This is a genomic window from Pseudomonas sp. UME65 (assembly GCF_014170225.1).
GTDB lineage: Bacteria > Pseudomonadota > Gammaproteobacteria > Pseudomonadales > Pseudomonadaceae > Aquipseudomonas > Aquipseudomonas protegens.
The window spans coordinates 619,042-643,517 of the sequence record NZ_LZZQ01000016.1 but is presented as its reverse complement, the minus strand read 5'-3'; the positions used below and the strand labels follow the sequence as shown (position 1 = coordinate 643,517).

The following is a 24,476-nucleotide window of genomic DNA, read 5'->3' as shown; positions in this document are numbered from 1 at the left end:
CCGGTTCAGGCCTGGCGAGCGCGGACAAAGCGGCGCAGGGTCTGGCCCGGGCCCGTGTGGAAATGGCTTGGCCGGGGTTGGCCGGCATCGGCGGCGATGAATACGAACTCATCGGCGCTCAGCTGGTAGCTGGCCGGCAGCGCCTGGCCGGCGTCCGCGCCCATGGAGTCGGTCCAGGTGATCGACTTGGGATGGGTGCTGCTGTCGAGGGTAAAGGTGCCGGCCAGCAGCAGTTCACCGGCCGGGGTCACCACGCGAAAATCCTGCCTTTCGATAAAGGTCAGGGCGCCGGGGGCGCTGTGTTCGTCCGGTGGGTTGAGCACGCCGCTGTCTTCCATCGCGATCTGTTCCCAGGCCCCTTGCAAGCGTTGCAGCTCCAGCAGGTCGGCGGCTTCGGGTGAAGTTAAATCCATTTTCAGGCAGTTCCTTGGGCTGGGAATCAGTTGAATATATTGCGGCCAATGCAGTAGGTCAGTAGGTCCTGGTCGCTCTGCACCTCCAGTTTACGCATGGCGGAGATCTTCTGCGCGCTGATGGTCTTGGCGCTGCGGTTCTGGCTGCGGGCGATCTCGCTGACACTTTTGCCGGAAACGAACAGGCGCAGAATCTCGAATTCCTTGGGCGACAGGGTGGAGATGCGCTCGTCGATGGCGACATTGGATTCCAGCACCGAATTGGGGACCGGCTCCAGGCTGCGATACACGGCTTTCTGGGCAATGGCCTTGAGGGCGATCTGGATTTCTTCGTGCAACTGGCTCTTCTGGATCACCCCGACCACACCCAACTCCCGCAGGCGGGTGAGGATCAACTGATTGGAAATCATGGTCAGGATCAGGACCTGCACGTGCGGGAAGTTGCGCTTGAGGTATTCCACCAGCTTCAGGCCGTCACCGTAGGGCGAGTCCCCGGGCATGTTGTAGTCGGTGATGACCACATCCACCTGGCAGCTTTCCAGCTTCTGGATCAGGCCTTGGGAAGACAGGGTTTCGCCGACGATCTCGAAGCGATCATCACGCTCCATCAGCTCACGCACACCGAGCAACACGATAGGGTGATCGTCAGCGATGACTACTTTCAGTTTTTCCATGGCAAACACACCCTTGCAATACGCAAATTAGTAAAGGAGCTAGGGACCGTCGGTACATTAAACCCAGCAGGTCATTATTCAAGGGGCAACAGGAGTCTGGACAAGCGTTGCATCAGTTGCCTGGCCTCGGCTTGCAAATCCGCAGTCAGAGCACCTTCCAGCAATCGGCACTCCAGTTCGGCGCACGCCTTGGCCAGTGGGGCTGCCTGCACCGCCCCCATGGCGCCGGCGATGCTGTGCAGTCGCGCGGCGGCGATCTTGCCGGCGCCGCTGTCCAGCGCCTCGGCCAGCCGCCGCAGATCCTCGTGCATGGTACTGAGAAACAGCGGGCGCATTTTCTCGGTGACTTGAATCCGGTCGCCTTGCGCTGTGTCGGGGGGAGGCCGGGACGGTGCGGCCGGCGGAATGCTGGGCGGTGCGGTCGCGGTGCCGGTCGGGCACAACTTCGACAGATGCCCCCGTAGGGTCTGCAGGTTCATGGGTTTGACTATCCAGGTGTTCATGCCGGCGGTGAGGCAGCGGATGCCTTCCTCGCGCAATGCGTTGGCGGTGACGCCGATGATCGGCAGTTGCGGGTCACGGCGACGCAGCTCCCGCGCCAACTCGTAGCCGTTCATGAGTGGCATATTGACGTCGGTGATCACGATGTCGAAGCGCTGTGGCTGCCAGTGTTCCAGGGCCTGCCTGCCATTGGCCGACAGGGTCACCTGGCAGCCCAGGGCCTGCAGTTGTTCCTTGATGATTGCCTGGTTGATCGGGCTATGTTTGGCCACCAGGATGCGCAGGTTCAGTTGGCCCATGCGGCCGGCTCTCTGCTGTGTCTGACACAGGGGCAGGCCCTGGTGGGCCAGCACCGCGGCCTGGGCGATGGCGCGAATATCATGGGCGTCGACTTGCCAGGAGGTGGCCTGCGGCAGGCGACCACTACGGCCCCCGGAGACGGCACTGACGCATGGGCCAGGCCAGGAGGCCAGGCCATCCCGGGGCAGCATGTCGATGAGCACGCCAGTCTGCGGCTCGTCGTTCCAGCCGAGGGGGGCCGGATAGGCCGGCACTCCCAGGCGGCCGAGCCAGTCACAGGTGTTTTTCAGCAACTCCGGCACCGGAGCCCTGACATACACTGGCGCACCTTCGGGCCATGGCAGCAATGGCGGCAGCCCTCCTGGCAGGCAGCGCAGCGTCAGGCGCAAAGAGAAACTACTGCCCAGCCCCGGCTCGCTGGTCACCTGCATCTGCCCACCCATCATCTGGCACAGGCGCTCGCAGATCGCCAGCCCGAGGCCGGCCCCGGCTTCGTTGGAGGCGTCGCGTACCTGGAAGAAGGGGACGAACAGCTGGGGTTGCTGCTGGGCTGAAATGCCGATCCCGGTATCGGTGACCTGCCATTCGATACGGGCTTGCTGGTCCCGCAACTCCAGCACCCGGACCCGCAACACCACCCGGCCGCTGTCGGTGAACTTGATCGCATTGCTCAGCAGGTTGTTGAGAATCTGGCTGATTCGCGCGGCGTCCCCCAGCAACAGGTCCGGCAGGTTGGGGTCGATGCAGGCATAGAGCAGCAGGCCGCGCCGCTGGGCAGAGCCAGCGTGGGCGTGCAAGACATCCTCCAGCATGTCCAGCGGGCAGAACTCCAGCGGATCGATGCTCATTTGTCCGGCCTCGATCCTGGAGACGTCGAGCACGTCGCTGATCAACTGGAACAGGGTGCTGGAGGAGCGCTGGATGGTCTGCAGGTAGTCGCTCTGGCGGCTGTCCAGGTGGGTCAGGCCTAGCAGTTCCAGGGTGCCGAGCACGCCGTACAACGGGGTGCGGATTTCATGGCTCATGGTGGCCAGGAACAGGGTCTTGGCGGTATTGGCGGCGTCCGCCGAGCGCCTGGCCCGGTCCAGCGCCTTGGCATCTTCCACATGCCGGGTGACATCGTTGAAGGCACACACCAGCACATCCTGGCGTTGGTAGCGGGTCGAGACGAACTCTACCTGCAGGTAGCGCCCGTCGATGTCGAGGCTGGTTTCGCCGCCGTCGATCAGGCTGCGGTCCTGGGCCAGCCGAGACAGCAGTTGCGCCGTGCCTTGCCATTGCTCGGCCTGACGGTTCTGCAGGATAACCTGGAGGTTGTCGCGGCTCACCACGCATAGCCCCGAGGGAACGGTGTCGATGACCACACGGTTGAAGTCTTCGCTTTCATTGAGGCATTGCTGCGCCCGTTGTGCCGGGACCACCACCTTGTTGCGGTACCAGCGGCTGGTGGCCCAGCCGCAGGCGATGCTGCCTACCCCGAGGGCCAGCAGGCTCAGCATGGCCCACAGCGCGTAGTCGAGGTAGTTCCTGTAGCTGATGGCATAGAGCCCGGTCCACAGCTGCGGAGTCTGGCTGGTCACCTTGACGATCATCCCCTGTAGGCCGAAGTTGAGGCCTTCACCCAGCACGTCGGCAGGCGCCGGGTCGCCGGTGAGGGCGGTGCCGGAAGGCTCGATGAGGGTGAAGTCGTCGTAGATCGACCAGTGTCTGGTGTGCTCGAGGTAATCGAGGTCATCCAGGCTCAGCAGTGACGCGACCACGCTCCAGTCGTTGCCTCCCTGGACATCCAGCAGTGCAGCCGGCTCATGCAGGTTGGTGTACGCCAGGAACCTGGTCGGTAGAGCTTCCGACGCGGGCGGCCTGTACTGTTGCCAATGGATCTGGTGGTCGGCAAAGCCGTCGCTCTTCACGAGCTGCTGGTGCAGCACCTGGTCTGCCACCTTGGTGTCGGGCGTGGTGTTTTCCCCGGGGTGGCTGATGTCGAAATGGCCGAAGGTGTTGAACACAAAGGTTCGCGGAGCGACATGCTGCGAGCCTGACCAGAAGGCGCTGTAGAAGCTCGACAGTTGTAGCTCCAGGGCGAACACCCTGGGCAGCTCGCCGGCCGCCGGCTGTTGGGGGTACAAGCTCAGGCTGAAGGGCGTTGCGAAGGGGGATTGCTGGCCTGCGGTGGGCGGGAAGGCTTGCAGGTTCAGGTGATGAGGGGCGTCGAGGCTCAGGGCGTCGATCGAATGGCGCGCGGCCAGGCGTTTGAGAAACAGCTCCTGCTCCTGGATGTTCTCCATCAGTTGGGCGAAATGTAAGCGCACGTTGCTGTTCTGTTCATCGAACAGACGCTCGAGGGTCCAGTACAGGGTGGCGAACAGCAGCAGCGCCAGGCCCAGCAGTATGCCCATGTTCAATCGGGGCGAGCTGCGAGCCAGGTTCTGCAGCAAGGTGCTGCTTTCTTTCATCACTGATTTCCCAAACACATATAAGGGCCCTGCCGAGATTCCTATCTCTGGGGCAGGACCGTCAGCGATGAGTGACTGTTGCGCGGGCAGGCAATGGGTTCATCGGTTAATACACCGTGGCCGGCCCGTCTTGGGCCAGCAGTTGCTGAAACTGTTGCGAGGAGACCGCATGGGAAATCAGGAAGCCCTGCACCTGGGTGCAGTCGATCTTGCGCAACAGAGCCAGTTCGTGGGCGCTTTCCACGCCTTCGGCGACGACCGTCAGGCCCAGTTGCCGGCCCAGGGCGATGATGCAGGTCAGGGCCTGGGCTATTTCTTCATTGTTGTGACAGCCCTGGACCAGCCCCCGGTCGATCTTCAATTCGGTGAAGGGTGTCGATACCAGGTTCATGTAGGAGCTGTAGCCCTTGCCGAAGTCGTCCTGGGACAGGCCGAAGCCCTTGATGCGCAGGCGGCAGGCTCCGGCGTAGAAGTTGCTGATGTGCTCCGGGGTCGAACATTCCATGAGTTCGAAGCAGATCCTGGCCGGCACACCGTTGTGCTGGATAACGAAGTCGTACAGGCGGTCGGCCAGGTCGGCGCTGTTGAGCAGGTGGGTCGGCAGGTTGATGGACACCGGGATGTCATAGCCGTCTTCGCGCCAGTGCACCTGGGCCTCAAGGGCCTGCTCCAGGATCAGCCACAGTAGTTCTTCTTCGAGGCGGGCCACGGTGAGTGCCGGCAGGAAGTCGCAAGGCAGGAGCATGCCGTGTTGTGGGTGGATCCAGCGCACCAGGGCTTCGGCGGCGACGATGCGACCGTTGTTCAAGGCTTTCTTGGGTTGGAACCAGGCCTGGATCTGCCCGTTGCGCAGGGCTTCACGCAGGGTCTCTGGGCTGCATTCGACCCCGATCTGTGGGGGGCTGCTGTCATTGGCAAGCCCGGGCAACTGAGCGGTGAGTGCACGCAGTGCAGCCAGGTTCACGGGTTTGGAAATCAACCCGATGACCTTCAGCCCCAGGTTGCGGGCCACCAGGCTGGCGCCCATCAGCATGCGCCGGGATGACGCACTCATGATGGCCAGGGCCGGGCGCACGCGATGGGTGGCCAGGCTCTGGATGAACTGCACGCCATCCATGCCGGGCATCAGCAGGTCTGTCAGTACCAGGTCGAAGTGCCGCTGCTTGAGGCGTTCCAGGGCTTCTTTGCCGCTGCTTGCCACCTCCAGCTGGTAGGGCCCCAGCTCGTTGAACAAGTGTTGCAGGTACATGTACTGAAACGGCTGATCTTCGACGATCAAAATGCTACAGGACTTCATGGGGGGCTCTTTCATAGGGCGCCAGATAGTTGAACAACGCTCTTAATGCAAAGGGCTTCACCAGGCAGTGGTTCATCCCGGCTGCAAGACAGAGCTCTTCTTCTCCGCGCATTGCATTGGCCGTTGCCCCGATGATGGGGATCGAACAGCCTTGACGCCGAAGCTCCTGGGCCAGTTCATAACCGTTGAGTTTCGGCATGTTCACATCGGTCAGCACAACGTTGAAACGACCGGCCTTCCAGATGCAGAGGGCCTCTTCACCGTTCGAGGCCAGCTCCACGCTGCACCCCAGTTCTTCCAGTTGATCCTTGAGGATCAACTGGTTGATCACGTTGTCTTCGGCCACCAGGACATGCAGGCTGAGCTTTTTCAGCTCGCGGTGATCGGAGTGATCCTCGCTCTGGGCCACCCAGACCCCCTGGGCCTGGCTGACGGCCTGATGGATCGCCCGCAGGTTGTTGGTGTTGATCTGCCAACTGCCGCCGTCGATCCGCGGTTCGTTATGGCCATCGCCGCTGGCGAGCACCAGGGGGCCCTGCCAGTCGGGTTCCAGGCGCTGCTCCACGCTGCCGGGGTGTAGTTCGATCAGTACGTTGCCCCGGGCCCGATCGGACGGGCTCGGCAGGCTGAACTGGGCCCGGGCACCCCAGCGGCGCAGCCAGCCCGCCACCGATTCGGCCAGTTCACGCACCGGGGACACCACATAGACCATCTCCGGCAGCAATGGGCTGATCAGCGGGGTGTCGCCCTGCACGGCCGAGGCCTCCAGCGGCAGAGTCAGGGTGAAGCTGCTGCCCAGGCCGAGCTCGCTGACCATGCGGATATTGCCGTTCATCAATTGGGTCAGGCGCTGGCAGATCGGCAAGCCCAGGCCGGTGCCGGCGATCACGTTGGTGTTGCCTTCGGTCTGGTAGAAGGGCTCGAAGATCAGTGTCTGGTCGTCCTGGGCAATGCCCCGGCCGGTGTCGGAAACCTGCCAGAGGATGTTGCTGCGCTCGCCATCGCGGCTTTCGGTGCGGACCCGCAGGACAATGCGCCCGGTATCGGTGAACTTGACCGCGTTGTTCAGCAGGTTGCTGAGGATCTGGCGGATCCGGGTGACATCGCCGAGCAGGATCTCCGGCAACTGCGGGTCGACACAGGCATAGAACTGCAGGCCCTTGGCCTGGGCGGCCGCCGCGTAGCCCTGGATGATCTCGTGCACCAGATCCAGGGAGGAGAATTCGCTGAGCTCCAGGGCCAGTTGCCCGGCTTCGATCTTGGACACGTCGAGCACGTCGCAGATCAACTGCAGCAGCGTACCGGAAGAGCCTTCTATGGCTTGCAGGTAATCCTTCTGCTGGTTGTCCAGCTGGGTCCGCGACAGCAGCTCCAGGGTGCCGAGCACGCCATACAGTGGCGTGCGGATCTCGTGGCTCATGGTGGCCAGGAACAGGGTCTTGGCTTCATTGGCGGTATCGGCCAGGCGCTTGGCTTCTTCCAGCGCCGCCTCGATCTGCTTGCGAGCGCTGATATCGCTGAAGGCGCAGAACAGCACGTCCTCACCGTTGTAGCGAGTGGGGGCGGAGCTGAGGTACAGATGGCGCCCGTCGGCGGTTTCAAAGTAGTCCGAGCTGTTGGGGCGGGCCGGGTCGAAGGCCTGCTCGATCCACCCGGAACACAGCTGGTCGCGTTCGCTGCCGTTGCCCAGCCATTGCTGGGACAGGGTGTTTTCCAGCACCACCCGGCCATCGCTGCGGCGCAATACACAGAGTGCCACCGGGGCGATCTGGATCACGTCGCGGCTGAAGGCCTCGCTTTCGACCAGGGCCTGGATCCGGTGCAGGGCGGGGGCGATCAGGCGCACTTCGACCCAGTGGGTCAGCAGGCCGATCAGAGCCATGCCGGTCAGGCTGATGAGCAGCGCCGCCAGCAACTGCGGCCAGAGGCTCTTGAGCAGGTTCTGCAGGTCGAAGGAGTACACCAGCTGCCAGTCGGTAGCCCCCAGCTGCTTGCGGATCACCAGATGGTCGGGCCACCAGCGGCCGCCGAGAAAGCCGAAGAAACTGCCGCCCTGGACGTGGCGTACGTCGGCGCTCAGTCGGGCACTGGGCGCACTGCTGAAAATCAGCCCGCCCTGGGAATTGAACATCATGAAATCCCCGGCGCTCTGGTCGCTGAGGGCGGCGGAGACGCTCTTGCCGTCCATCTCCAGTCCAAGCCAGCCGGAGTGAGCGAAGCGTTCGTCAAGGCGAGTGAAGATGTACAGATGGGCGCCCGCCGCGGAGTTGTCCATCAGCCAAAGTTCTTCGCCGACAGGGATCTGCTCGGGCTGCAGAGCGATCAGCTTGTCCAGCAACCCGCCGGGCAGATCGCTGGTCTGTGGCCGGGTGCTGAACAGGCGTTGCACCTGCAGATCGCGGGTGCCGGGAATGTAGAGCAGGTTCAGTTGCTTGTTTTGCAGGTAGTTGCGCATGCGCAGGGTCAGCCAGATCCCCCACTGGTTGCCCTGCGGTCCACCCAGTTGCAGGTACGTCTCTTCTTGGGAGGCACCGCTGGCGCCTGGGGGGCTGATATGTTCCCCAGGGTCGTAGACCGCCGCCAGGCTCAGGCTTTCCAACAGGGCCGAGCGGCTGGTGAAGAATGCCTGGGCCTCGGCAATGGCGCTGCTCATGTAGCTTTGCCGTTGTGAGAGTTCGTTGTGCAGGCTGGAGCGAAGAAAGTTGTAGACCGCGCCGAACAGGCCGACCAGAAAAATCAGCGCCACGACACGAAGCAGCCGGCGGGCTGCTTCAGGACTGGAAAATAGGGGATTGATCTGATGCAGGTAGCTTTTTAATCTCATGCGCCAACTGTAATTGGGGGCATGCCAAGCAGGGATCAGACAATTCTTAAATCGCCGGGTACAAAGTAGGTTTGTGGCACTTACAGTGTTCAGGCACTTCCTTATCCGTCGAACCTCGCAACTTTCCTCGCCTGTTCATTTTTTCAATGACTATCGTGCAGCCTTCGCGGTTTGAAAAATGCTCGTTGCGTCGGTGTTGTGCCTAGACCATTTCCAGGCGCTGCTTGCGCCGTGGCGGAGCAAACACCTGATCCAGGGCCTGCAGGTCCTCGTCGGGCAATTGCAATTGGCCGGCCTGGGCATTCTGACGGATGTGTGCCGGGCGCACCGCCTTGGGAATCACCAGCACGCCGTCCTGGCGCAGCAGCCAGGCCAGGGCCACCTGGGCCGCGGTGACCCCATGGCGCTGGGCGACCTGCAGCAGCACCGGTTCGGCCAGCAAGGCGCCACCCTGGCCGATCGGGCAATAGGCCATGAGCGGCATCCGCCGTTGCTGGCAGGCGGGCAGCAGGTCGAACTCGATACCCCGGGACTCCAGGTTGTACAGCACCTGGTTGGTAGCGCAGGCCGGGGAGTCGAGTTCGTCCAGGTCGGCCACATCGAAGTTGGAGACTCCCCAGCGGCGGATCTTGCCGGCTTCGCGCAGGCGCTCCAGGGCGTCCACGGTTTCCGCCAAGGGATACTGGCCGCGCCAGTGCAGCAGGTACAGGTCGATGAAGTCGCTGCCCAGGCGTTTCAGGCTGCGCTCGCAGGCCAGGGGCAGGCCTTTGCGACTGGCGTTGTGGGGGTAGACCTTGCTCACCAGGAACACCTGGTCGCGGCGCCCGGCAATGGCCTGGCCGACCACTTCCTCGGCGCCGCCTTCGCCGTACATCTCCGCGGTGTCGATCAGGGTCATGCCCAGGTCGATGCCGGTGCGCAGGGCCGCGACTTCCTGATTCCGCAGGTGGCGGTCCTCGCCCATCCGCCAAGTGCCCTGGCCAATCACCGGAACCTGCGTGTCTGCCAGCATCAACGTGCGCATGCTTACCTCCTGGTATCTGTCGAGAGTGATCAGTGCAGGGCACAGGGAAGCAAAGCCGGCGGGCAGGGTCAAGGCTGCGCGAGGGCGGGAGGCTGGATCTTTCATATTCAAAAAAGAAATAACTATCTAATTATTTATTCCTTTTAAGGCTTTTGCCAAAGGCGCATGTTTAGCCCCAGCCGCTCAACTCCTGAGCCCGGTGCCAGCAAAGGACTTTTCAGCATGACCATTCAAGCGATCAACGTACGCAACCAGTTCAAGGGCGTGATCAAGGAGATCCACGAAGGCCAGGTGGTTTCGGAAATCGACGTGCAGACCGCCTCGGGCATTGTCACTTCGGTGATCACCACCCGCTCGGTGCGCGACCTGGAACTCAAGGTCGGCAGCGAAGTGATCGCCTTCGTCAAGTCCACCGAAGTCTCCATCGCCAAGCTCTGAGCCGCACCTGCGGACATCGTCCATTCACAGGGGAGTGAAGCATGCCGCACTCGCTGGATATCACCGCGCTGCCGGTCCTGGACCTGAGCCAATTGCAGGGCCACCCGGAGCAGCGTCGGATCTTTCTCGACGGCTTGCGCCAGGCGGCGCGGGACGTGGGTTTCTTCTACCTGACCGGGCACGGAGTCGACAGTGGCCTGCTGCGCCGGGTGCAGGACCAGGCGCGGGCGTTCTTTGCCTTGCCCGAGGCCGACAAGGCGGCCGTGGGCATGATCCATTCGCCGCACTTTCGCGGCTATAACCAGGCGGCTTCGGAGATCACCCGGGGCCAGCCGGACCTGCGGGAACAGTTCGACCTGGGGGCCGAGCGCCAGGCCTTGCCCCTGGATCCCCACAGCCCGCCCTGGACCCGATTGCAGGGCCCCAACCAATGGCCGGCGCAACTGCCGGCGTTCAAACCCGTGCTGCTGGAGTGGCAGCAGGCAATGACCGGCATGTCCCTGCGCCTGTTGCGCGGCTTTGCCCAGGCATTGTCACTGCCGGAACAGGCCTTCGATGGGCTGTACGGCGAACGGCCCAACGAGCACATCAAGCTGATCCGCTACCCTGGCCGCGCGCCGGGGCAGAGCAACCAGGGCGTGGGAGCCCACAAGGATTCCGGGTTCCTCAGCTTTCTGCTGCAGGACCAGCAGGCCGGCCTGCAGGTGGAAGTAGAGGAGGGCCGCTGGATCGACGCGCCGCCCCGGGACAACACCCTGGTGGTGAACATCGGTGAGCTGCTGGAACTGGCCACCCACGGCTATCTGCGCGCCACCGTGCACCGGGTGCAGTCGCCGCCCGCGGATCGCCAGCGGCTGTCCATCGCGTTTTTCCTCGGTGCCCAACTCGATGCCCGGGTGCCGCTGTATCCCTTGCCCGAAGCCTTGTTGCGTGAAGCCCGGGGCCCGGCCAGCGACCCCGACAACCCGCTGTTTCGCGAAGTGGGCTGGAACTACCTCAAGGGCCGCCTGCGTTCGCATCCGGACGTGGCCCGGCGTTTCTACCCCGATGCCCTGGTGCCCCAGGCACTGAGTGCCTGACCTTCATCCGCTGCTCAAGGACGCTGCCATGCTGAAGAACACCGTCTTGACCCTGGCGTTGCTGGCCAGCCTGGGGGCGGCCCTGCCGACCACTGCGGCGCAGCCGTTGCGGGTAGCCGCCGACCCGGTGCCCCATGCCGAGATCCTCGCCTACGTACAAAAACTCGACCCGCAATTGCAGCTCAAGATCATCGAGATTCCCAATGGCGTGAACTCCAACGAACTGCTGGCCCACGGCGATGTGGACGCCAACTACTTCCAGCACCTGCCGTACCTCAAGTCTCAGGAACAGGCCCTGGGCCAGCCCTTCGCCGTGGCTGCCAGCGTGCACATCGAGCCCCTGGGGATCTATTCCAAGCGTCACCAGCGCTTCGAGCAGTTGCCCCAGGGCGCCAGCGTCGCGGTGCCCAACAATGTCACCAACCTCAGCCGCGCGCTGTACCTGTTGCAGAGCTACCAGTTGATCCGCCTCAAGCCCGGTTTCACCGACCCGGCCCGGGATCAGGCGACCCCCAGGGACATCGCCGACAACCCGAAACAGCTGAAGATCCTGGAGATCGAATCGCCGCAGATCCCCCGGGCCCTGGACGACGTGGACCTGGCGGTGATCAATGGCAACTACGCCCTGGAGGCCGGGCTGGTGCCGGCCAAGGATGCCCTGGGCCTGGAAAAGGCCGAGCACAATCCCTACGCCAACATCCTGGTGACCACCCCCAAGCTGCAGGATGACCCGCGCATCCGTCAGTTGGCCAAGGACCTCAACTCGCCGGAAGTAGCAGCGTTCATTACCCGCACCTACTCGGGCTCGGTGATTCCCGTCACGGACCGCCAGCCATGATCGAGGTCCAGCAGCTTTGCAAGGTCTACGGCGAAGGCCAGCCCGCGGCACTGGATCGGGTTTCGCTGACGGTTCCCGACAGGGCGGTGTACGGCATTCTCGGGCGCAGCGGTGCCGGCAAGTCCACCCTGTTGCGCTGCCTGAACCTGCTGGAGCGGCCCAGCAGCGGGCGCATCCTGATGGACGGCCAGGACCTTGGCGCCTTGTCCGCGAGCGAGCTGCGCCGGCAGCGCCAGGGCATCGGCATGATCTTCCAGGGCTTCAACCTGCTGCATTCGCGCACGGTTGAGGACAACGTCGCGGTGCCTCTGGAAATTGCCGGCCTGGGCAAAAGCCAGCGCCGCGCGCGGGTTCTGGAACTGCTGGAACTGGTGGGTCTTGGCGACAAGGCCCAGGCCTATCCTTCGCAACTGTCCGGTGGCCAGAAGCAGCGGGTGGGCATCGCCCGTGCCCTGGCCGCCGGGCCGCGTTACCTGCTGTCGGATGAGGCCACCAGCGCCCTGGACCCGGAAACCACGGCGTCGATCCTGCAACTGCTGGCGCAGATCAACCGCGAGCTGGGGCTGACCATTGTGCTGATCACCCACGAGCTGGAAGTGGTCAAGGCCATTTGCAGCCACGCCGCGTCCCTGGCGGGCGGCCGGCTGATGGAGAGCGGGGCGGTGGCCGAGCTGCTGGGCAACCCGCAGTCGGCCCTGGGCCGGGCGCTATTGCCGGGCTACAACCTGCCGTTCAACGGCAGCCAGCCCCAGGCCGAACTGACCTTTTTCGACAACCAGCGCGCGGCGCCGCTGCTGGAACAACTGAGCCGCCAGCAGGCGCTGGAGCTCAAGGTCCTGGCCGGTGGTGTCGAAGCGGTAGGCGGCCGGCGGGTAGGGCGCCTGCGCATCGCCGCCGCCCCCGCCGACGCCGGCAAATTCCAACAACTGCTGACGGCCCTGGCCCAGCGAGGAATTCGGAGTGAACGCCTGTGAACCGCAGCCTCGATTGGCAGGAACTGGCGCAGCTGCTGCTGACTGCCACGGGTGAAACCCTGTACATGGTGCTGTTGGCCTCGCTGTTCACCCTGTTGATCGGCCTGCCCCTGGGGGTGCTGCTGTTCATCAGCCGCAAGGGCGGCCTGTACCCCATGCCAAGGCTCAACCGGCTGTTGGGCGGGCTGGTCAATCTGGGGCGCTCGCTGCCCTTCGTGGTGCTGCTGATTGCGCTGATCCCCCTGACCCGGCTGGTGGTGGGCACCACCCTGGGCAGCACTGCGGCGGTGGTGCCCATCACCATCGGCGCCTTTCCGTTTTTTGCGCGAATCGTCGAGAACGCCCTGGATGAAGTGGACCGCGGTCGGGTCGAGGCGATCCTGGCCATGGGCGGGCACATCGGCCATGTGATCTTCAAGGCCTTGCTGCCGGAGGCCTTGCCGGCCCTGCTGGCAGGGCTGACCCTGACCCTGGTGATGCTGATCGGTTTTTCCTCCATGGCCGGCGTCATCGGCGGTGGCGGCCTGGGGGACCTGGCGATCCGCTACGGCTATCAGCGGTTCAACAACCAGATCATGGTGGCCACGGTGCTGGTCCTGGTGCTGCTGGTACAGGGGGTACAGAGCTGCGGCGACCGCCTGGTGCGGGCCCTGGCCCATCGCCGCTAAGTACATTCGGGGCGCGTTTCAGCGCCCTTCGTGTTGCTTGCGATAGGCCCCGGGCTGCAGGCCCACGGCCTTGGTGAAGGCCCGGGTGAAGGCGGCGATCGACTGATAGCCCACGGCGGCGCCCACTTGCTCCACTGTCTGGTTGGCCTTGAGCAACTGGCAGGCGTGGCGCATGCGCAGGGCCAGCAGTACCTGCCCCGGGGATTGCCCGGCCAGTTCATTGAACCGCTTGAAGAACGCCGAGCGCGAAAGCCCGGTCAGGGCCGCCATGCTCTCCAGGGGCCAGGCTTCTCCGGGGCGCTGGATCAACTGCTCCAGCAGCGGTGCAAACCCCGGGTGGCGGGCCAGGGCCACCAGGCCGCCGAGGTCCTGGTTGGCGTTGACCTGTTGGCGCAGCACATACAAAAACAGCAGATGGCTCAGGCGTTCCAGCAGCGCCGAGGAGGGCGCCGGGGTGCGCTGGCATTCTTCGAGAATCAGCTGGAACAGCGCCCGGGCGGCGCTCAGGGACGGGTCGCCGGCCCGCAGGATGAGCCAGCCCGGCAGGCTGTCGATGATCAGCGAGGACAGCCCGGGCTTGAAATGGAAAAAGCCGCAGACCAGCCCCACACCGTCCTGGGCTCCCGGCTCCAGGGGCGCCATGGGCGTGCGCGGCAGTTGCTGCGCCGCTTCAGCCTGCTGGGCACTGGACAGCCGGTAGCCCAGGTCCTGCAGCAGGAATACCGCGTCCCCGGCATCCAGGCGCAGGGCCTGGGGCGCGCCGTCGATATGCAGCCAGCAATGGCCCTGGACGATCAGGTGGAAGCTGGCCCGGGCCAGGCCCTGGGTGCTGGCGTGCCAGCCTCCGCAGTAGCGTCCGACGTGAAACAGGCTGGCATCGAGTTCCAGGCCTTCTAATAACCAATCAACCAGTGGGCTTGACGAAATCATCTAAGGGAAACACTCAGAAGCAAGTAATCGCTACTTTAGAATATGGATCGGAATTCTTATAACCAACAGACTTGACGCACACCTACACAGCAGGAGTCCACTCCATGTCCCGCGTCACTCTACACACCTTGCACACGGCTCCAGAAGCCGCTCGGCCCTTTCTTGAGAACGCGCTGAAGAACTCGGGCTTTATCCCCAATCTGCTGGGCATCCTGGCCAATGCCCCGGCGGCCCTGGAAACCTACGTCACGGTGTCCGCCCTCAACGGCAAGGCCCAGTTGAGCCTGGCGGAGCGTGAAGTGGTGCAATTGGTGGCCGCCACCACCCATGGCTGCGATTTCTGTGTCGCAGGTCATACCTCGGTGGCCCTGAACAAGGCCAAACTTGCGGACCCGGTGGTCAGCGCCCTGCGCGAGCAGAGCACCTTGCCCGAAGCCCGGCTGGAAGCCCTGGCGGCATTTGCCCGGGAAGTGATCGCCACCCGGGGCAAGGTCAGCGACGCCGGCTATGCCCAGTTCAAGGCGGCAGGATACAGCGAAGGCAATGCCCTGGAAGTGATCCTGGGCATCAGCCTGGCCACCCTGTGCAACTTCGCCAACGTGTTCGCCGGCACTGAACTGAACCCCGAGCTGGCCAAGTATCGCTGGTCAGTGCAAGGTCAATGAGCCAGGGCGCCGGCGGTTGCGCGGCGCCCCCTTTCAAGGAGAAAACCACATGCTCGATGCGCAATTGAGTGAATGGCTGGATGCCCAGGCCCAGGCACTCGACCAGGGCCAGTGCGACCCGCAGCAGGTCCTCGCCCGGCTGGCGGGCGCCGAGGTCCTGCGGGTCGGTATCGACCCGGCTCAGGGCGGCAGCGGCGGCGACCTGACCGATGCTCTGGAAGTCATGGCCAGCGTGGCCAGCCATTCCCTGGCGGCGGCCTTTGTCTGCTGGGGCCAGCGAGCCTTTATCGAATACCTGCTGCACAGCCCCAATGCCGGTTTGCGCCAGCGCCTGCTGCCCTCGTTGCTCAGCGGCGAGCTGGCCGGTGCCACCGGGCTGTCCAATGCCATGAAGTTTCTCTCGGGAATCGAGGCCTTGCAGGTCCGGGCCCGGGAACAGGAGCAGGGCTGGAGCCTCAACGGTCGTTTGCACTGGGTCACCAACCTGCGCAAGAGCGGGTTCGTGGTGGCGGCGGCCATCGAGCGCGAGGAGGGCGGCGCGCCGTTCATCCTGGCGATCCCGGATGCCTTGCCCGGGTTGCAGCGCTCCGATGACCTGCAACTGATGGCCCTGCAATCGAGCAACACCGCGGCCCTGGAACTGAACCAGGTGGCGGTGGCCCGTGACTGGCTGCTGCACGAGGATGCCCGAGTGTTCCTGCCGGCGGTGCGCCCGGCCTTTCTCGGCCTGCAATGCGCCCTGGCCATCGGCCTGGCGCGCCGGGCCCTGAGCGAGGTGGAAAAGCACGTCGAGGGCGCCCGTTCGATCCTCCACGAACCCTTGCTGGAACAACGCCAGCACCTGGAACAGACCGTCGGCGAACTCAAGAGCGGCCTGCTCGACGGGCGCTTCCTGAGCCAACCCGGGGTGCTGTTCCGGGTGCGCATCGCCCTGGCGGAAGCCACCGCCAACGCCGTGCAACTGGAGCTGCAGGCCAGCGGCGGCAAGGCCTACCTCAGCGAGTTCGGCAGCGGCTTTGCCCGGCGCTGGCGGGAGTCGGCCTTCGTGCCCATCGTCACTCCGAGCCTGGTGCAACTGCGCGCCGAACTGCAACGCCAGGCGCGGAATGCGGCAGCATGAGCGGCCTGTTGAACGCACAGGCGATCAGCCTCGGCTACCCCGCGGCGCAAGGCTGGCACACGGTGCTGGAGGATTTCGACCTGCACCTGCAGGCCGGCGAAGTGGTGTCCATTCTCGGCCCCAGCGGGGTCGGCAAGTCCAGCCTGCTGCGGGTCCTGGCCGGCCTGCAGAAGCCCCACGCCGGGCAGGTCAGCCTGTTGGGCGAGCCCCTCGACGGCCCTCATCCGCGGGTCGCGGTGGCATTCCAGGACCCCAGCCTGCTGCCCTGGCTGAACCTGGAGCACAACGTCGCCTTCGGCCTGGATTTTGCCCGCCAGCCGCACCTGAGCCCGCGCCAGCGCAAGGAGCGCATCGACCAGGCGATTGCCGCAGTGGGCCTGGAACACGCCCGCCAGCGCTATCCGGCCCAACTGTCCGGCGGCATGGCCCAGCGCACCGCACTGGCCCGCTGCCTGGCGCGCCAGCCCCAGGTGCTGCTGCTGGATGAACCCTTCGGCGCGCTGGACGAAGTGACCCGCGCCGACATGCAGCAACTGCTGCTCAAGGTGATCGGCCAGCACCGCACCGCGGCGCTGCTGATCACCCACGACATCGACGAAGCCCTGCTGCTGTCCGATCGGGTGCTGCTACTGGGTAACAGCCCGGCGCGCACCCTCGGCCAGTGGCACATCGAGCTGCCGGCGCCGCGCGCCGAGCGGATCGAGGAACTGGGCGCGCTGCGCATCGAGATTCTCAAGACCCTTCGGCGGGCGAGCCGCAACCCCCACACTTCCCCTTTGCCTGCACCGTCGGAGATTGACCATGTGCCTGGACGACTTCACTCATACCCGTCGTGACTTTCTCAAGCTCAGCGCGCTGCTGACTGCCGGCGGCGCCTTGCCGCTGCTCAACAGCCTGCAGGCCCGCGCCGCCCAGGAACCGGACGCGCCGGTGCGCATCGGCTACCTGCCGATCACCGACGCCACGCCCTTGCTGGTGGCCCACAACAACGGCCTGTTCGAGGCCGAGGGCATCAAGGCCGAGCGTCCGGTGCTGCTGCGCAGTTGGGCCCAGGTGATCGAGGCGTTCATTTCCGGGCAGGTCAACGTGATTCACCTGCTGTCGCCGATGACCGTCTGGGCCCGCTACGGCAGCCGGGTGCCGGCCAAGGTGGTGGCCTGGAACCACGTCGGCGGTTCCGGCCTGACCGTGGCCCCGGGCATTACCGAGGTCAAGCAACTGGCGGGGCAGTCGGTGGCGATCCCGTTCTGGTATTCGATCCATAACGTGGTGGTGCAGCAACTGTTTCGCGACAACGGCCTGGTGCCGGTGAGCAAGGCCGCCGGCAGCGCCCTGGGGGCCAACGAGGTCAACCTGGTGGTGCTGCCGCCTTCGGACATGCCGCCAGCCCTGGCCAGCAAGCGGATTGCCGGCTACATCGTCGCCGAGCCGTTCAATGCCCTGGCCGAGGAACTCAAGGTGGGCCGGGTGCAGCGCTTTACCGGGGACGTGTGGCGCAACCACGCCTGCTGCGTGGTGTTCATGCACGAGCATGACCTGGACAACCGTCCCGAATGGTCGCAGAAGGTGGTCAACGCCATCGTCAAGGCCCAGCTGTGGACCTGCGACCACCGCGCCGAGGCCGCGCAACTGCTGTCCAAGGATGGCGCCAACCGCTACACGCCCCATGCGCCCCAGGTGCTCAACCGGGTGCTGGCGCCAGCGGCGGCCGACCGCGAGGCCTACCTGGCCAGCGGCGCGATCCAGCACAGCCACTGGGACGAGCAGCGCATCGACTTCCAGCCGTATCCGTTCCCCAGCTACACCGAAGAGTTGGTCAAGCGTCTCAAGGACACCCTGATCGAGGGCGACAAGGGCTTTCTGGCCGGCCTTGACCCGGCACACACCGCCAAGGACCTGGTGGACGATCGCTTCGTGCGCAACGCCATCGCCTCGGTGGGCGGGCTGAAGGCCTTCGGCCTGGCGGACAGCTTCGAGCGCAGCGAGGAGTTCGGTCTTTGATGGGCAAGCAACCTTCTTCCCTGAGCCATTGGCTCCTGGGGCTTGCCGGGCTGTCGAGCCTGCTGCTGGGCTGGTGGCTGGGGGTGCACCTGCTGGGCGATGGCAACGGCCTGGCTGCGCGTTTCTCCCCCGAGGCGACCTTCGCCAGCCTGCTGGAACTGCTGGGGCGTGGCGAGCTGTACGAGCATGTGCTGGTGAGCCTCAAGCGGATCCTGGTGGGTTTGCTCCTGGCCTTGCTGATCGGCGTGCCCCTGGGCCTGCTGGTGGGCAGCTACCGGCACCTGGAGGCAGCCACCACCCCGGCGTTCCAGTTTCTGCGGATGATCTCGCCGCTGTCCTGGATGCCGGTGGTGGTGATGCTGATGGGGGTAGGGGACCAGCCGATCTACTTCCTCCTGGCGTTCGCCGCGCTGTGGCCGATCCTGCTCAACACCGCGGCCGGCGTGCGCCAGCTGGACCCGCGCTGGCTGCAACTGAGCCGCAGCCTCAGCGCCACCCGCTGGGAGACCCTGCGCAAGGTGATCCTGCCCGGGGTGCTGGGGCATGTGCTGACCGGGGTACGGCTGTCCATCGGCATCTTGTGGATCGTCCTGGTGCCCTGCGAAATGCTTGGGGTCAGCGCCGGCCTGGGCTACTTCATCCTCGACACCCGGGACCGCCTGGCCTATTCGGAACTGATGGCCATGGTGCTGCTGATCGGCGTGTTGGGTTTTGCCCTCGACGCCCTGGCCCGTGGCCTGCATCGCCGCTGGTCCCACGCCTGAGGCCCGCCGGTGGAACCCCCGTAGGAGCCGGCTTGCCGGCGAATAGGCCCTCAAGCCTTGCACCGCCCCTGCGGGCGCCTTCGCTGGCAAGCCAGCTCCTACGGCCCAGCGTAATCGCGGCGCTACCTGCGTAGGAGCCGGCGCAGCGCCGGGGTGCCGGGACGATCAATGCCCCACCAGTTCCTCCAGCAACTGCTCTTTGTAGCCTTGCAACACGGGTGAAGAGCGGTCCCGGGGATGGGGCAGGTCGACGCGGATCTCATGCTTGATCCGCCCCGGATGCGCGTCCATGACGATTACCCGGTCCCCCAGGTACAGGGCTTCTTCAATGTCATGGGTGACCATGATCACCGTGCAGCGCTGCTGCACCCAGATACGTTGCAGTTCGTGCTGCAGGCGCACCCGGGTCAGGGCATCCAGCGCCCCCAGGGGTTCGTCCAGCAACAGCACCTTGGGCTGGTTGATCAGCGCCCGGGCAATGGCGCCGCGCTGGGCCATGCCGCCGGAGAGCTGATGGGGGTAGGCCTGCTCGAAGCCTTGCAGGTTGACCAGGGCGATATGCTCGGCCACCCGGCGCTGTTTCTCGGCTTCGGACAAGGGGTGGTTCTTCAGTGCCAGGGCGATGTTCTGGGCCAGGGTCATCCAGGGAAACAGCCGATGGTCCTGGAACACGATGCCCCGTTCCAGGCTGGTGCCGGTCACTGGCTTGCCGTCCAGCAGCATCTGCCCCTGATAGTCACCCTCCAGGCCGACGATCAGCCGCAGCAGGGTGGATTTGCCGCAGCCGCTGGCACCGACAATGCTGACGAACTCTCCGGGCTGGACGTCCAGGTCGATGCCTTGCAGCACCGGCAGGGCCTGGCCCTGGATCCGGTAGCTCTTGTTCAGGCCGCGGATCTGTAACGCCCCGGTCCGGGCGTGGAGATGAGTGGGGAGCGGGGCGTGTTGGGCGATCGCATTCATGGGGAGGCCTTAACGGGTAGGGCGCCAGCGCAGCAGGCGGCGGCTCAGAAGGGTCAGCAGCAATGTCATCAGGTAGCCGCACAGGCCGATGCACAGCACGCAGAGCACTATCACTTCCATGCGTGAGCCGGCTTCGGCGTTCATCATCAGGTTGCCCAGGCCGGCCCCGGAGGACAGGAACAGCTCGCTGCCCACCGCTGTCACCCAGGCAAAGGCCAGGGCCTGCAACAGGCCGGTGGCAATGCTCGGCAGGGCCGCCGGCAGCAGGATGTGCCGCAGCCGCTGCGCCGGGTTTAGCACCAGCACCTGGCCGACCTCGCGGTAGCGCCGTTCCACCTGGCAAAAGCCCTGGTAGGTGTTGAGCACCATGGGGTAGAAGGCCGCGAGGCTGACGATCAGCATCTTGGAAAACTCACCGTTGCCGAACCACATGGCAATCAGCGGAATCCAGCCGAGCATCGGCACCTGGCGGATCGAATGGAACAGCGGGCCGATCAGGCGGTTGGCCAGGGTCGAGAGGGCCATCAGGGCTCCCAGCATGACCCCGGCCAGGGTGCCCAGCAGCAGGCCGCCGCTGGCCCGGCCCAGGCTGGCCAGCAGGTTGACCGGCAATTCGCCGTTGCCCAGCAGCTCCAGCAAGGCGCTGGCGATGGTGGAGAGCGGCACGAAGGCGTAGGCCCCGGCGGCGTCCTGGCGGGACAGGTATTCCCAGCCGCCGATCAGCAGCAGGGGCAGCAGCAGGCCGCGAAACTTGGCCAGTAGAGTCGTCATGCAAGGGCTCCTAGCGGGTTTGCCAGCGCAGCACGCGCTGTTCCAGGCGGCGGAAGGAGAAGTCCAGGGCAAAGCCGATCACGCCGGTGACCACTATCCCCACCATCACCACATCGATGCGCAGCATCTGCCGGGCCATCTCGATCATCTGCCCCAGGCCGCTGTCGGCGGCCAGCAGCTCGGTGGCCACCAGCACCACCCAGCAGCGGGTCAGGCCGATGCGCAGGCCGGTGATGATCGGTGGTGCCGCGGCGGGCAGGGCGATCTGGCGCACCAGGGTCGGCCAGCGCAGGCGGTAGACGTCGGCCACCTCGAAGTAACTGCGGGGAATGGCCTTGACCCCCTCGCTGGCGGCCAGGGCCACGGGGAAGAACGCAGTCTTGGCGACGATGACGATCTTGAAGGTTTCATCGATGCCCAACAGCAGCACGAACATCGGGATCAGGGCGATGCTGGGGATCTGCCGCAGGGTATGGAACAGCGGCGCGCAGTACGCCTCGACGGTCTTGGACAGGGCCATCAGCACCCCGAACACCAGGCCGCCAAGGGCCCCCAGGGCAAAGCCCAGGCCCAGGCGCGACAGGCTGTTGTGCAAATGCTCCAGCAACTCGCCGCTGGCCAGCAGGGTTTCGAAGGTGTGCAGCACCTGGGCCGGCGGTACCAGCAGGTTGCGCGGGAAGATCCCGGCCTGGGCCACCAGGGTCCAGAGCAGCAACAGGGCCAGGGGCGAGACCAGCCAGGTCAGGGAGGTGAGCGTGCAGCGCAAGGAATGAGCCATGGCGGTTCTTATATCGGCGAAGTACCCGATGCCTATCGCAAGACCTGTGCCATCGCGCGCTCGTAGGAGCTGGCTTGCCAGCGAAAGCGTCGGCCGGGGCGGTGCAAGGCTTACGGGCCTGTTCGCCGGCAAGCCGGCTTACGGGGCGGGCGGGCCTGCGGGATGTATCTGGCGGCTGTAGGAGCTGGCTTGCCAGCGAAGGCGTCGGTCGGGGCGATGCAGGGCTTACGGGCCTGTTCGCCGGCAAGCCGGCTCCTACGGGAGGAGCGGCGTGTGGGTGGGTTGTGGGCGCTGGCGTGCCAGCGAAACTGATGCCTGGGCAGCAGCCACTGCTGCCAGGGCAACACCCCGGCAGCAGTCAGGTTTCAGAAGTCGTAACTGACGCTGGTGTAGTAGAACGCGCCCTGGGCCCCCTCGGGGCTGGTGATGGAGTATTTCGGCACGCCATACAACTGTGCCCCGGATGCCTTGTCCGGGTGGGTATCGAACAGGTTGATGGCCCCCACGGACAGCTTCAGCGACTTGTCGAAGCTGTAGGAAATGTCCAGGTCAGTGACCCATTGCGCGCTGAAGGTCTGGTCCAGGGTCGGGTTGCTGGCGTTGAGGCTCTTCCATTGCCCGTACCTGCGTTGTGCCAGGGTCAGGCCCCAGCTGTCGTACAGCCAGTTGGCGCTCAGGGTCAGCTTGTTCTTCGGCGTGCCGTCCTCGATCAGGCCCTGGGTGGTGCGGCCGACGATCTGCGAGCCGGCGATGTCGCCCACGTCCCGCAGGGCGGTGATCCGGGTGTTGTTCTGGCTGTAGCCGCTGGACAGGTTCAGGCGCCCCCATTGCTGCAGGTCCAGTTGGTAGTTGCCGGTCAGCTCGACGCCATCGGTGCGGGTGTCGGCGACGTTGGTGTAGAAGGCTGCGCTCTGGATGTTGGCGTAAGGGGTGCCGGCAAAGATCGGCGTGACCACCGAGGCCGGCAACTGGTCGGACAGGGTGATGCGGTTGTCGATGTTGATCCGGTACGCATCCAGGGTCACCGAGGCGTTGGCCAGGGGCCGCCAGACCAGGCCCAGGGAGTAGTTGGTGGACTCCTCGGGCTTCAGCGCCTTGCCCCCCAGCAGCTTGGCTTCCGGGCTGTCGGCGCGCAGGGTGCGTTGCTGCACCTCGACGTAGTTGCCGCTGCCCGGCGGTTGCTCCACCACTTGCACGCTGAACGAGGACAACCCGCTCTGCACCAGGGACGGCGCCCGGTAGCCGGTGCTGGCGGTGGCCCGCGCGGCGAGCTGCGGGGTGAAGTCGTAACGCAGCGACAGCTTGCCGTTGGTGGTGTCGCCAAAATCCGAGTAGTGCTCGGTGCGCACCGCCACCCCGGCCTGGAATTTCTCGGTGACCTGGCCTTCGACGTCGATATAGGCGCCCCAGACCTTGCGCTCAAGGGATGCGGCGTCGACCTGGGTAATGCCCGAGTAGTAGCCGGGAATGCGCCGCCCGGTGACCGGGTCCACGGTATTGAACAGCGGCCCGTTCTGCCAGCCCGCCGCTTCGCCGGCGCTGAGTTCGTAGTTCTCCTGGCGCCAGGCCAGGCCCGCCGACAGGGTCAGGGGCTTGAACAGGAGGTCGGTGGGGAAGTCCCGCACCCAGTCCAGGGTCAGGTTGGTCTGGTCGGCCTCGCGCTTGCCGGTGTAGATCTTCGCCGGGCTGGCCTCGCCCCAGCTGGGGTTGATGGCGTTGCGGTCGGCGGATTTCAGGCTGTTGTCACCGTGGTTCAGCGCCAGGTCGAACTTGCCCAGGCGTTCGTCCTCGTAGCGCAGGCCACCGGTCAGGGCATAGTCCTCCAGCGAGTAGCGGGTGATCGGCAGGCGGCCGTCGGGGTAGCGTTGCAGGGCGTCGCTGCCGTAGTTGTTGCGCAAGGTGGTGGGCGGGTCGAAGAAGCCTTCGGCGTCGGTGTTCTTGTGGGAGTAGGTGGCAAAACCGTAGGCGGTCAGCCCCTCGCCCAGGCCGAACTCGCTGTTGGCGGCGAAGTTGTACTGGTCCGAGACATTGCCCGAGCCCCAGCGCCAGGTGCGGTAGCGGTTGTTCTGTTCCCGGGGGGTGCTGGTGCTGGTGGAGCCGGGGTAGAAGATCCGGTTGTCGGGGTTGGTGTCACTGGCCGGGTCCTGGCTGCCGGCATCGAAGCTCAGGGTCAAAAAGCCGTCGTTGGGCAGGCTCAAGCCCTTCCAGCCGCTGAGCTTGCGCTGCAGGCCGTCGCCCTTGTCGTAGCCGCCGAAACGGTAGCCGAGGTTGCCGCCGTCGTCCTTTTCCTTGAGCACGATATTGATCACCCCGGCGATGGCGTCGGAGCCGTACTGGGCGGCGGCGCCGTCGCGCAGGATCTCCACTCGCTCGATGGCGCTCAGGGGGATCAGGCTCAGGTCCACCGCGGCGGCGCCGCGGCCGTTGACCAGGCTCTGGCGGGTGACGTTGGCGCTGGTGTGGCGGCGCTTGCCATTGACCAGCACCAGCACCTGGTCCGACGCCAGGCCGCGCAGGGAAGCACCCTGGGCGATGGAGCCGGCGAAGGCGCCCTGGGGCGACTGCGGGTAGCTGAACGAAGGCGAGAGGGCGGTGAGGGCGCCGGACAGGTCGCTGGCCCCGGTCTGCTGCAACTGCTGGGCGGACAGCACGTCCACCGGTGCGGCGCTTTCCAGGGCCGTTACATCACTGCGCCGGGTGCCCAGCACCACCACCGTGTCCAGGTGATCGGCGCTGGCGCCGGGGGCATTGCTTGAGGTCTGGGCAGCGAACGCGGGCACGGCAAGGCTGCCGACGACCAGCGCCACGGCGCCGGCCAACGGATTGCGATGGAACATCTTTGATTCCTTCTGAAATGAATGACCCCAACCGCCCCTGTAGGCGCTGGCTTGCCAGCGAAGGCGTCGTCATGGACGGCGCAAGGCTTGCGGGCCTCTTCGCCGGCAAGCCGGCTCCTACAGGGTGGGTGCGGTGGTGGGCGATACCGGCGGCCCGGAAATCA

21 protein-coding genes are annotated in these 24,476 nt (G+C 65.2%); 10 read left to right on the top strand and 11 right to left on the bottom strand.

What is annotated here, in order from left to right; all coding sequences use genetic code 11:
- Positions 1 to 5: 5 nt before the first annotated feature.
- The 6 genes from A9971_RS27995 to A9971_RS27970 form a co-directional block, all read right to left on the bottom strand.
- Positions 6 to 413: a TIGR03067 domain-containing protein gene (locus tag A9971_RS27995; protein WP_183000249.1), complete on the bottom strand. Its 408-nt coding sequence runs from the start codon at positions 411 to 413 to the stop codon at positions 6 to 8.
- 26 nt (positions 414 to 439) lie between these two features.
- Positions 440 to 1,087: a response regulator gene (locus tag A9971_RS27990; protein WP_041118370.1), complete on the bottom strand. Its 648-nt coding sequence runs from the start codon at positions 1,085 to 1,087 to the stop codon at positions 440 to 442.
- Between the two features lie 74 nt (positions 1,088 to 1,161).
- Complete coding sequence (locus tag A9971_RS27985; protein ID WP_183000248.1) at positions 1,162 to 4,341, bottom strand: hybrid sensor histidine kinase/response regulator; 3,180 nt, start codon at positions 4,339 to 4,341, stop codon at positions 1,162 to 1,164.
- Positions 4,342 to 4,447: 106 nt separating this feature from the next.
- Positions 4,448 to 5,638 carry an EAL domain-containing protein gene (locus A9971_RS27980; protein ID WP_011061479.1) on the bottom strand — a complete coding sequence of 397 codons (1,191 nt, stop codon included), beginning with the start codon at positions 5,636 to 5,638 and terminating at the stop codon, positions 4,448 to 4,450.
- Complete coding sequence (locus A9971_RS27975) at positions 5,625 to 8,462, bottom strand: ATP-binding protein (RefSeq protein ID WP_015635745.1); 2,838 nt, start codon at positions 8,460 to 8,462, stop codon at positions 5,625 to 5,627. The genes A9971_RS27980 and A9971_RS27975 overlap by 14 nt, the downstream gene beginning before the upstream one ends.
- 202 nt (positions 8,463 to 8,664) lie before the next feature.
- Complete coding sequence (locus A9971_RS27970) at positions 8,665 to 9,486, bottom strand: aldo/keto reductase (protein WP_123473437.1); 822 nt, start codon at positions 9,484 to 9,486, stop codon at positions 8,665 to 8,667.
- A gap of 222 nt (positions 9,487 to 9,708) precedes the next feature.
- On the opposite strand from A9971_RS27970, the gene A9971_RS27965 reads away from it, so the two are divergent.
- Genes A9971_RS27965 through A9971_RS27945 form a run of 5 tightly spaced genes read left to right on the top strand, consistent with a single transcriptional unit; the run spans position 9,709 to position 13,483 of the window.
- The gene (locus A9971_RS27965; RefSeq protein ID WP_011061476.1) at positions 9,709 to 9,924 is read left to right on the top strand and encodes a molybdopterin-binding protein; all 216 of its coding nucleotides are present in this window, start codon (positions 9,709 to 9,711) and stop codon (positions 9,922 to 9,924) included.
- Between the two features lie 41 nt (positions 9,925 to 9,965).
- Positions 9,966 to 11,003 carry an isopenicillin N synthase family oxygenase gene (locus A9971_RS27960; protein ID WP_015635743.1) on the top strand — a complete coding sequence of 346 codons (1,038 nt, stop codon included), beginning with the start codon at positions 9,966 to 9,968 and terminating at the stop codon, positions 11,001 to 11,003.
- A gap of 28 nt (positions 11,004 to 11,031) precedes the next feature.
- Positions 11,032 to 11,841 carry a MetQ/NlpA family ABC transporter substrate-binding protein gene (locus A9971_RS27955; RefSeq protein WP_011061474.1) on the top strand — a complete coding sequence of 270 codons (810 nt, stop codon included), beginning with the start codon at positions 11,032 to 11,034 and terminating at the stop codon, positions 11,839 to 11,841.
- Positions 11,838 to 12,815 carry a methionine ABC transporter ATP-binding protein gene (locus tag A9971_RS27950; protein ID WP_011061473.1) on the top strand — a complete coding sequence of 326 codons (978 nt, stop codon included), beginning with the start codon at positions 11,838 to 11,840 and terminating at the stop codon, positions 12,813 to 12,815. Before A9971_RS27955 ends, A9971_RS27950 begins: the two co-directional genes overlap by 4 nt.
- Positions 12,812 to 13,483 carry a methionine ABC transporter permease gene (locus A9971_RS27945; protein ID WP_015635740.1) on the top strand — a complete coding sequence of 224 codons (672 nt, stop codon included), beginning with the start codon at positions 12,812 to 12,814 and terminating at the stop codon, positions 13,481 to 13,483. The genes A9971_RS27950 and A9971_RS27945 overlap by 4 nt, the downstream gene beginning before the upstream one ends.
- Before the next feature lie 18 nt (positions 13,484 to 13,501).
- Here A9971_RS27945 and A9971_RS27940 read toward each other — a convergent pair whose 3' ends face one another.
- Positions 13,502 to 14,413, bottom strand: a complete 912-nt coding sequence (locus A9971_RS27940; RefSeq protein WP_053151810.1) for an AraC family transcriptional regulator — start codon at positions 14,411 to 14,413, stop codon at positions 13,502 to 13,504.
- 104 nt (positions 14,414 to 14,517) lie between these two features.
- Between A9971_RS27940 and A9971_RS27935 the strand changes: the two genes are divergently transcribed.
- The 5 genes from A9971_RS27935 to A9971_RS27915 are packed head-to-tail and all read left to right on the top strand — an operon-like array spanning position 14,518 to position 18,963.
- Positions 14,518 to 15,078, top strand: coding sequence for a carboxymuconolactone decarboxylase family protein (locus tag A9971_RS27935; RefSeq protein ID WP_125062341.1), 561 nt, complete (start codon positions 14,518 to 14,520; stop codon positions 15,076 to 15,078).
- Between the two features lie 49 nt (positions 15,079 to 15,127).
- The gene (locus A9971_RS27930) at positions 15,128 to 16,198 is read left to right on the top strand and encodes an acyl-CoA dehydrogenase family protein (protein WP_183000247.1); all 1,071 of its coding nucleotides are present in this window, start codon (positions 15,128 to 15,130) and stop codon (positions 16,196 to 16,198) included.
- Positions 16,195 to 17,034: an ABC transporter ATP-binding protein gene (locus A9971_RS27925; RefSeq protein ID WP_011061469.1), complete on the top strand. Its 840-nt coding sequence runs from the start codon at positions 16,195 to 16,197 to the stop codon at positions 17,032 to 17,034. The genes A9971_RS27930 and A9971_RS27925 overlap by 4 nt, the downstream gene beginning before the upstream one ends.
- Positions 17,000 to 18,199: an ABC transporter substrate-binding protein gene (locus A9971_RS27920; RefSeq protein ID WP_183000246.1), complete on the top strand. Its 1,200-nt coding sequence runs from the start codon at positions 17,000 to 17,002 to the stop codon at positions 18,197 to 18,199. Before A9971_RS27925 ends, A9971_RS27920 begins: the two co-directional genes overlap by 35 nt.
- Positions 18,199 to 18,963, top strand: coding sequence for an ABC transporter permease (locus A9971_RS27915; protein ID WP_011061467.1), 765 nt, complete (start codon positions 18,199 to 18,201; stop codon positions 18,961 to 18,963). Before A9971_RS27920 ends, A9971_RS27915 begins: the two co-directional genes overlap by 1 nt.
- Positions 18,964 to 19,128: 165 nt before the next feature.
- Here A9971_RS27915 and A9971_RS27910 read toward each other — a convergent pair whose 3' ends face one another.
- From A9971_RS27910 to A9971_RS27895, 4 genes are all read right to left on the bottom strand, one after another.
- Positions 19,129 to 19,926 carry an ABC transporter ATP-binding protein gene (locus A9971_RS27910; protein ID WP_011061466.1) on the bottom strand — a complete coding sequence of 266 codons (798 nt, stop codon included), beginning with the start codon at positions 19,924 to 19,926 and terminating at the stop codon, positions 19,129 to 19,131.
- A 9-nt stretch (positions 19,927 to 19,935) separates the two neighbouring features.
- Positions 19,936 to 20,697 carry an ABC transporter permease gene (locus A9971_RS27905; RefSeq protein WP_015635737.1) on the bottom strand — a complete coding sequence of 254 codons (762 nt, stop codon included), beginning with the start codon at positions 20,695 to 20,697 and terminating at the stop codon, positions 19,936 to 19,938.
- 10 nt (positions 20,698 to 20,707) lie between these two features.
- A complete protein-coding gene (locus A9971_RS27900) occupies positions 20,708 to 21,475 on the bottom strand; it encodes an ABC transporter permease (RefSeq protein WP_019094960.1) in 768 nt (255 codons plus the stop codon).
- Positions 21,476 to 21,840: 365 nt separating this feature from the next.
- Complete coding sequence (locus A9971_RS27895; protein ID WP_174395782.1) at positions 21,841 to 24,312, bottom strand: TonB-dependent siderophore receptor; 2,472 nt, start codon at positions 24,310 to 24,312, stop codon at positions 21,841 to 21,843.
- Between the last annotated feature and the right edge of the window lie 164 nt (positions 24,313 to 24,476).

Coding starts and splice junctions, on each gene's coding strand:
- A9971_RS27980 (WP_011061479.1), bottom strand. CDS start 5,638: ATGAAGTCCTGTAGCATTTTGATCGTCGAAGATCAGCCGTTTCAGTAC.
- A9971_RS27990 (WP_041118370.1), bottom strand. CDS start 1,087: ATGGAAAAACTGAAAGTAGTCATCGCTGACGATCACCCTATCGTGTTG.
- A9971_RS27935 (WP_125062341.1), top strand. CDS start 14,518: ATGTCCCGCGTCACTCTACACACCTTGCACACGGCTCCAGAAGCCGCT.
- A9971_RS27985 (WP_183000248.1), bottom strand. CDS start 4,341: ATGAAAGAAAGCAGCACCTTGCTGCAGAACCTGGCTCGCAGCTCGCCC.
- A9971_RS27975 (WP_015635745.1), bottom strand. CDS start 8,462: ATGAGATTAAAAAGCTACCTGCATCAGATCAATCCCCTATTTTCCAGT.
- A9971_RS27925 (WP_011061469.1), top strand. CDS start 16,195: ATGAGCGGCCTGTTGAACGCACAGGCGATCAGCCTCGGCTACCCCGCG.
- A9971_RS27950 (WP_011061473.1), top strand. CDS start 11,838: ATGATCGAGGTCCAGCAGCTTTGCAAGGTCTACGGCGAAGGCCAGCCC.
- A9971_RS27910 (WP_011061466.1), bottom strand. CDS start 19,926: ATGAATGCGATCGCCCAACACGCCCCGCTCCCCACTCATCTCCACGCC.
- A9971_RS27995 (WP_183000249.1), bottom strand. CDS start 413: ATGGATTTAACTTCACCCGAAGCCGCCGACCTGCTGGAGCTGCAACGC.
- A9971_RS27955 (WP_011061474.1), top strand. CDS start 11,032: ATGCTGAAGAACACCGTCTTGACCCTGGCGTTGCTGGCCAGCCTGGGG.
- A9971_RS27965 (WP_011061476.1), top strand. CDS start 9,709: ATGACCATTCAAGCGATCAACGTACGCAACCAGTTCAAGGGCGTGATC.
- A9971_RS27960 (WP_015635743.1), top strand. CDS start 9,966: ATGCCGCACTCGCTGGATATCACCGCGCTGCCGGTCCTGGACCTGAGC.
- A9971_RS27940 (WP_053151810.1), bottom strand. CDS start 14,413: ATGATTTCGTCAAGCCCACTGGTTGATTGGTTATTAGAAGGCCTGGAA.
- A9971_RS27930 (WP_183000247.1), top strand. CDS start 15,128: ATGCTCGATGCGCAATTGAGTGAATGGCTGGATGCCCAGGCCCAGGCA.
- A9971_RS27905 (WP_015635737.1), bottom strand. CDS start 20,697: ATGACGACTCTACTGGCCAAGTTTCGCGGCCTGCTGCTGCCCCTGCTG.
- A9971_RS27900 (WP_019094960.1), bottom strand. CDS start 21,475: ATGGCTCATTCCTTGCGCTGCACGCTCACCTCCCTGACCTGGCTGGTC.
- A9971_RS27895 (WP_174395782.1), bottom strand. CDS start 24,312: ATGTTCCATCGCAATCCGTTGGCCGGCGCCGTGGCGCTGGTCGTCGGC.
- A9971_RS27970 (WP_123473437.1), bottom strand. CDS start 9,486: ATGCGCACGTTGATGCTGGCAGACACGCAGGTTCCGGTGATTGGCCAG.
- A9971_RS27915 (WP_011061467.1), top strand. CDS start 18,199: ATGGGCAAGCAACCTTCTTCCCTGAGCCATTGGCTCCTGGGGCTTGCC.
- A9971_RS27920 (WP_183000246.1), top strand. CDS start 17,000: ATGTGCCTGGACGACTTCACTCATACCCGTCGTGACTTTCTCAAGCTC.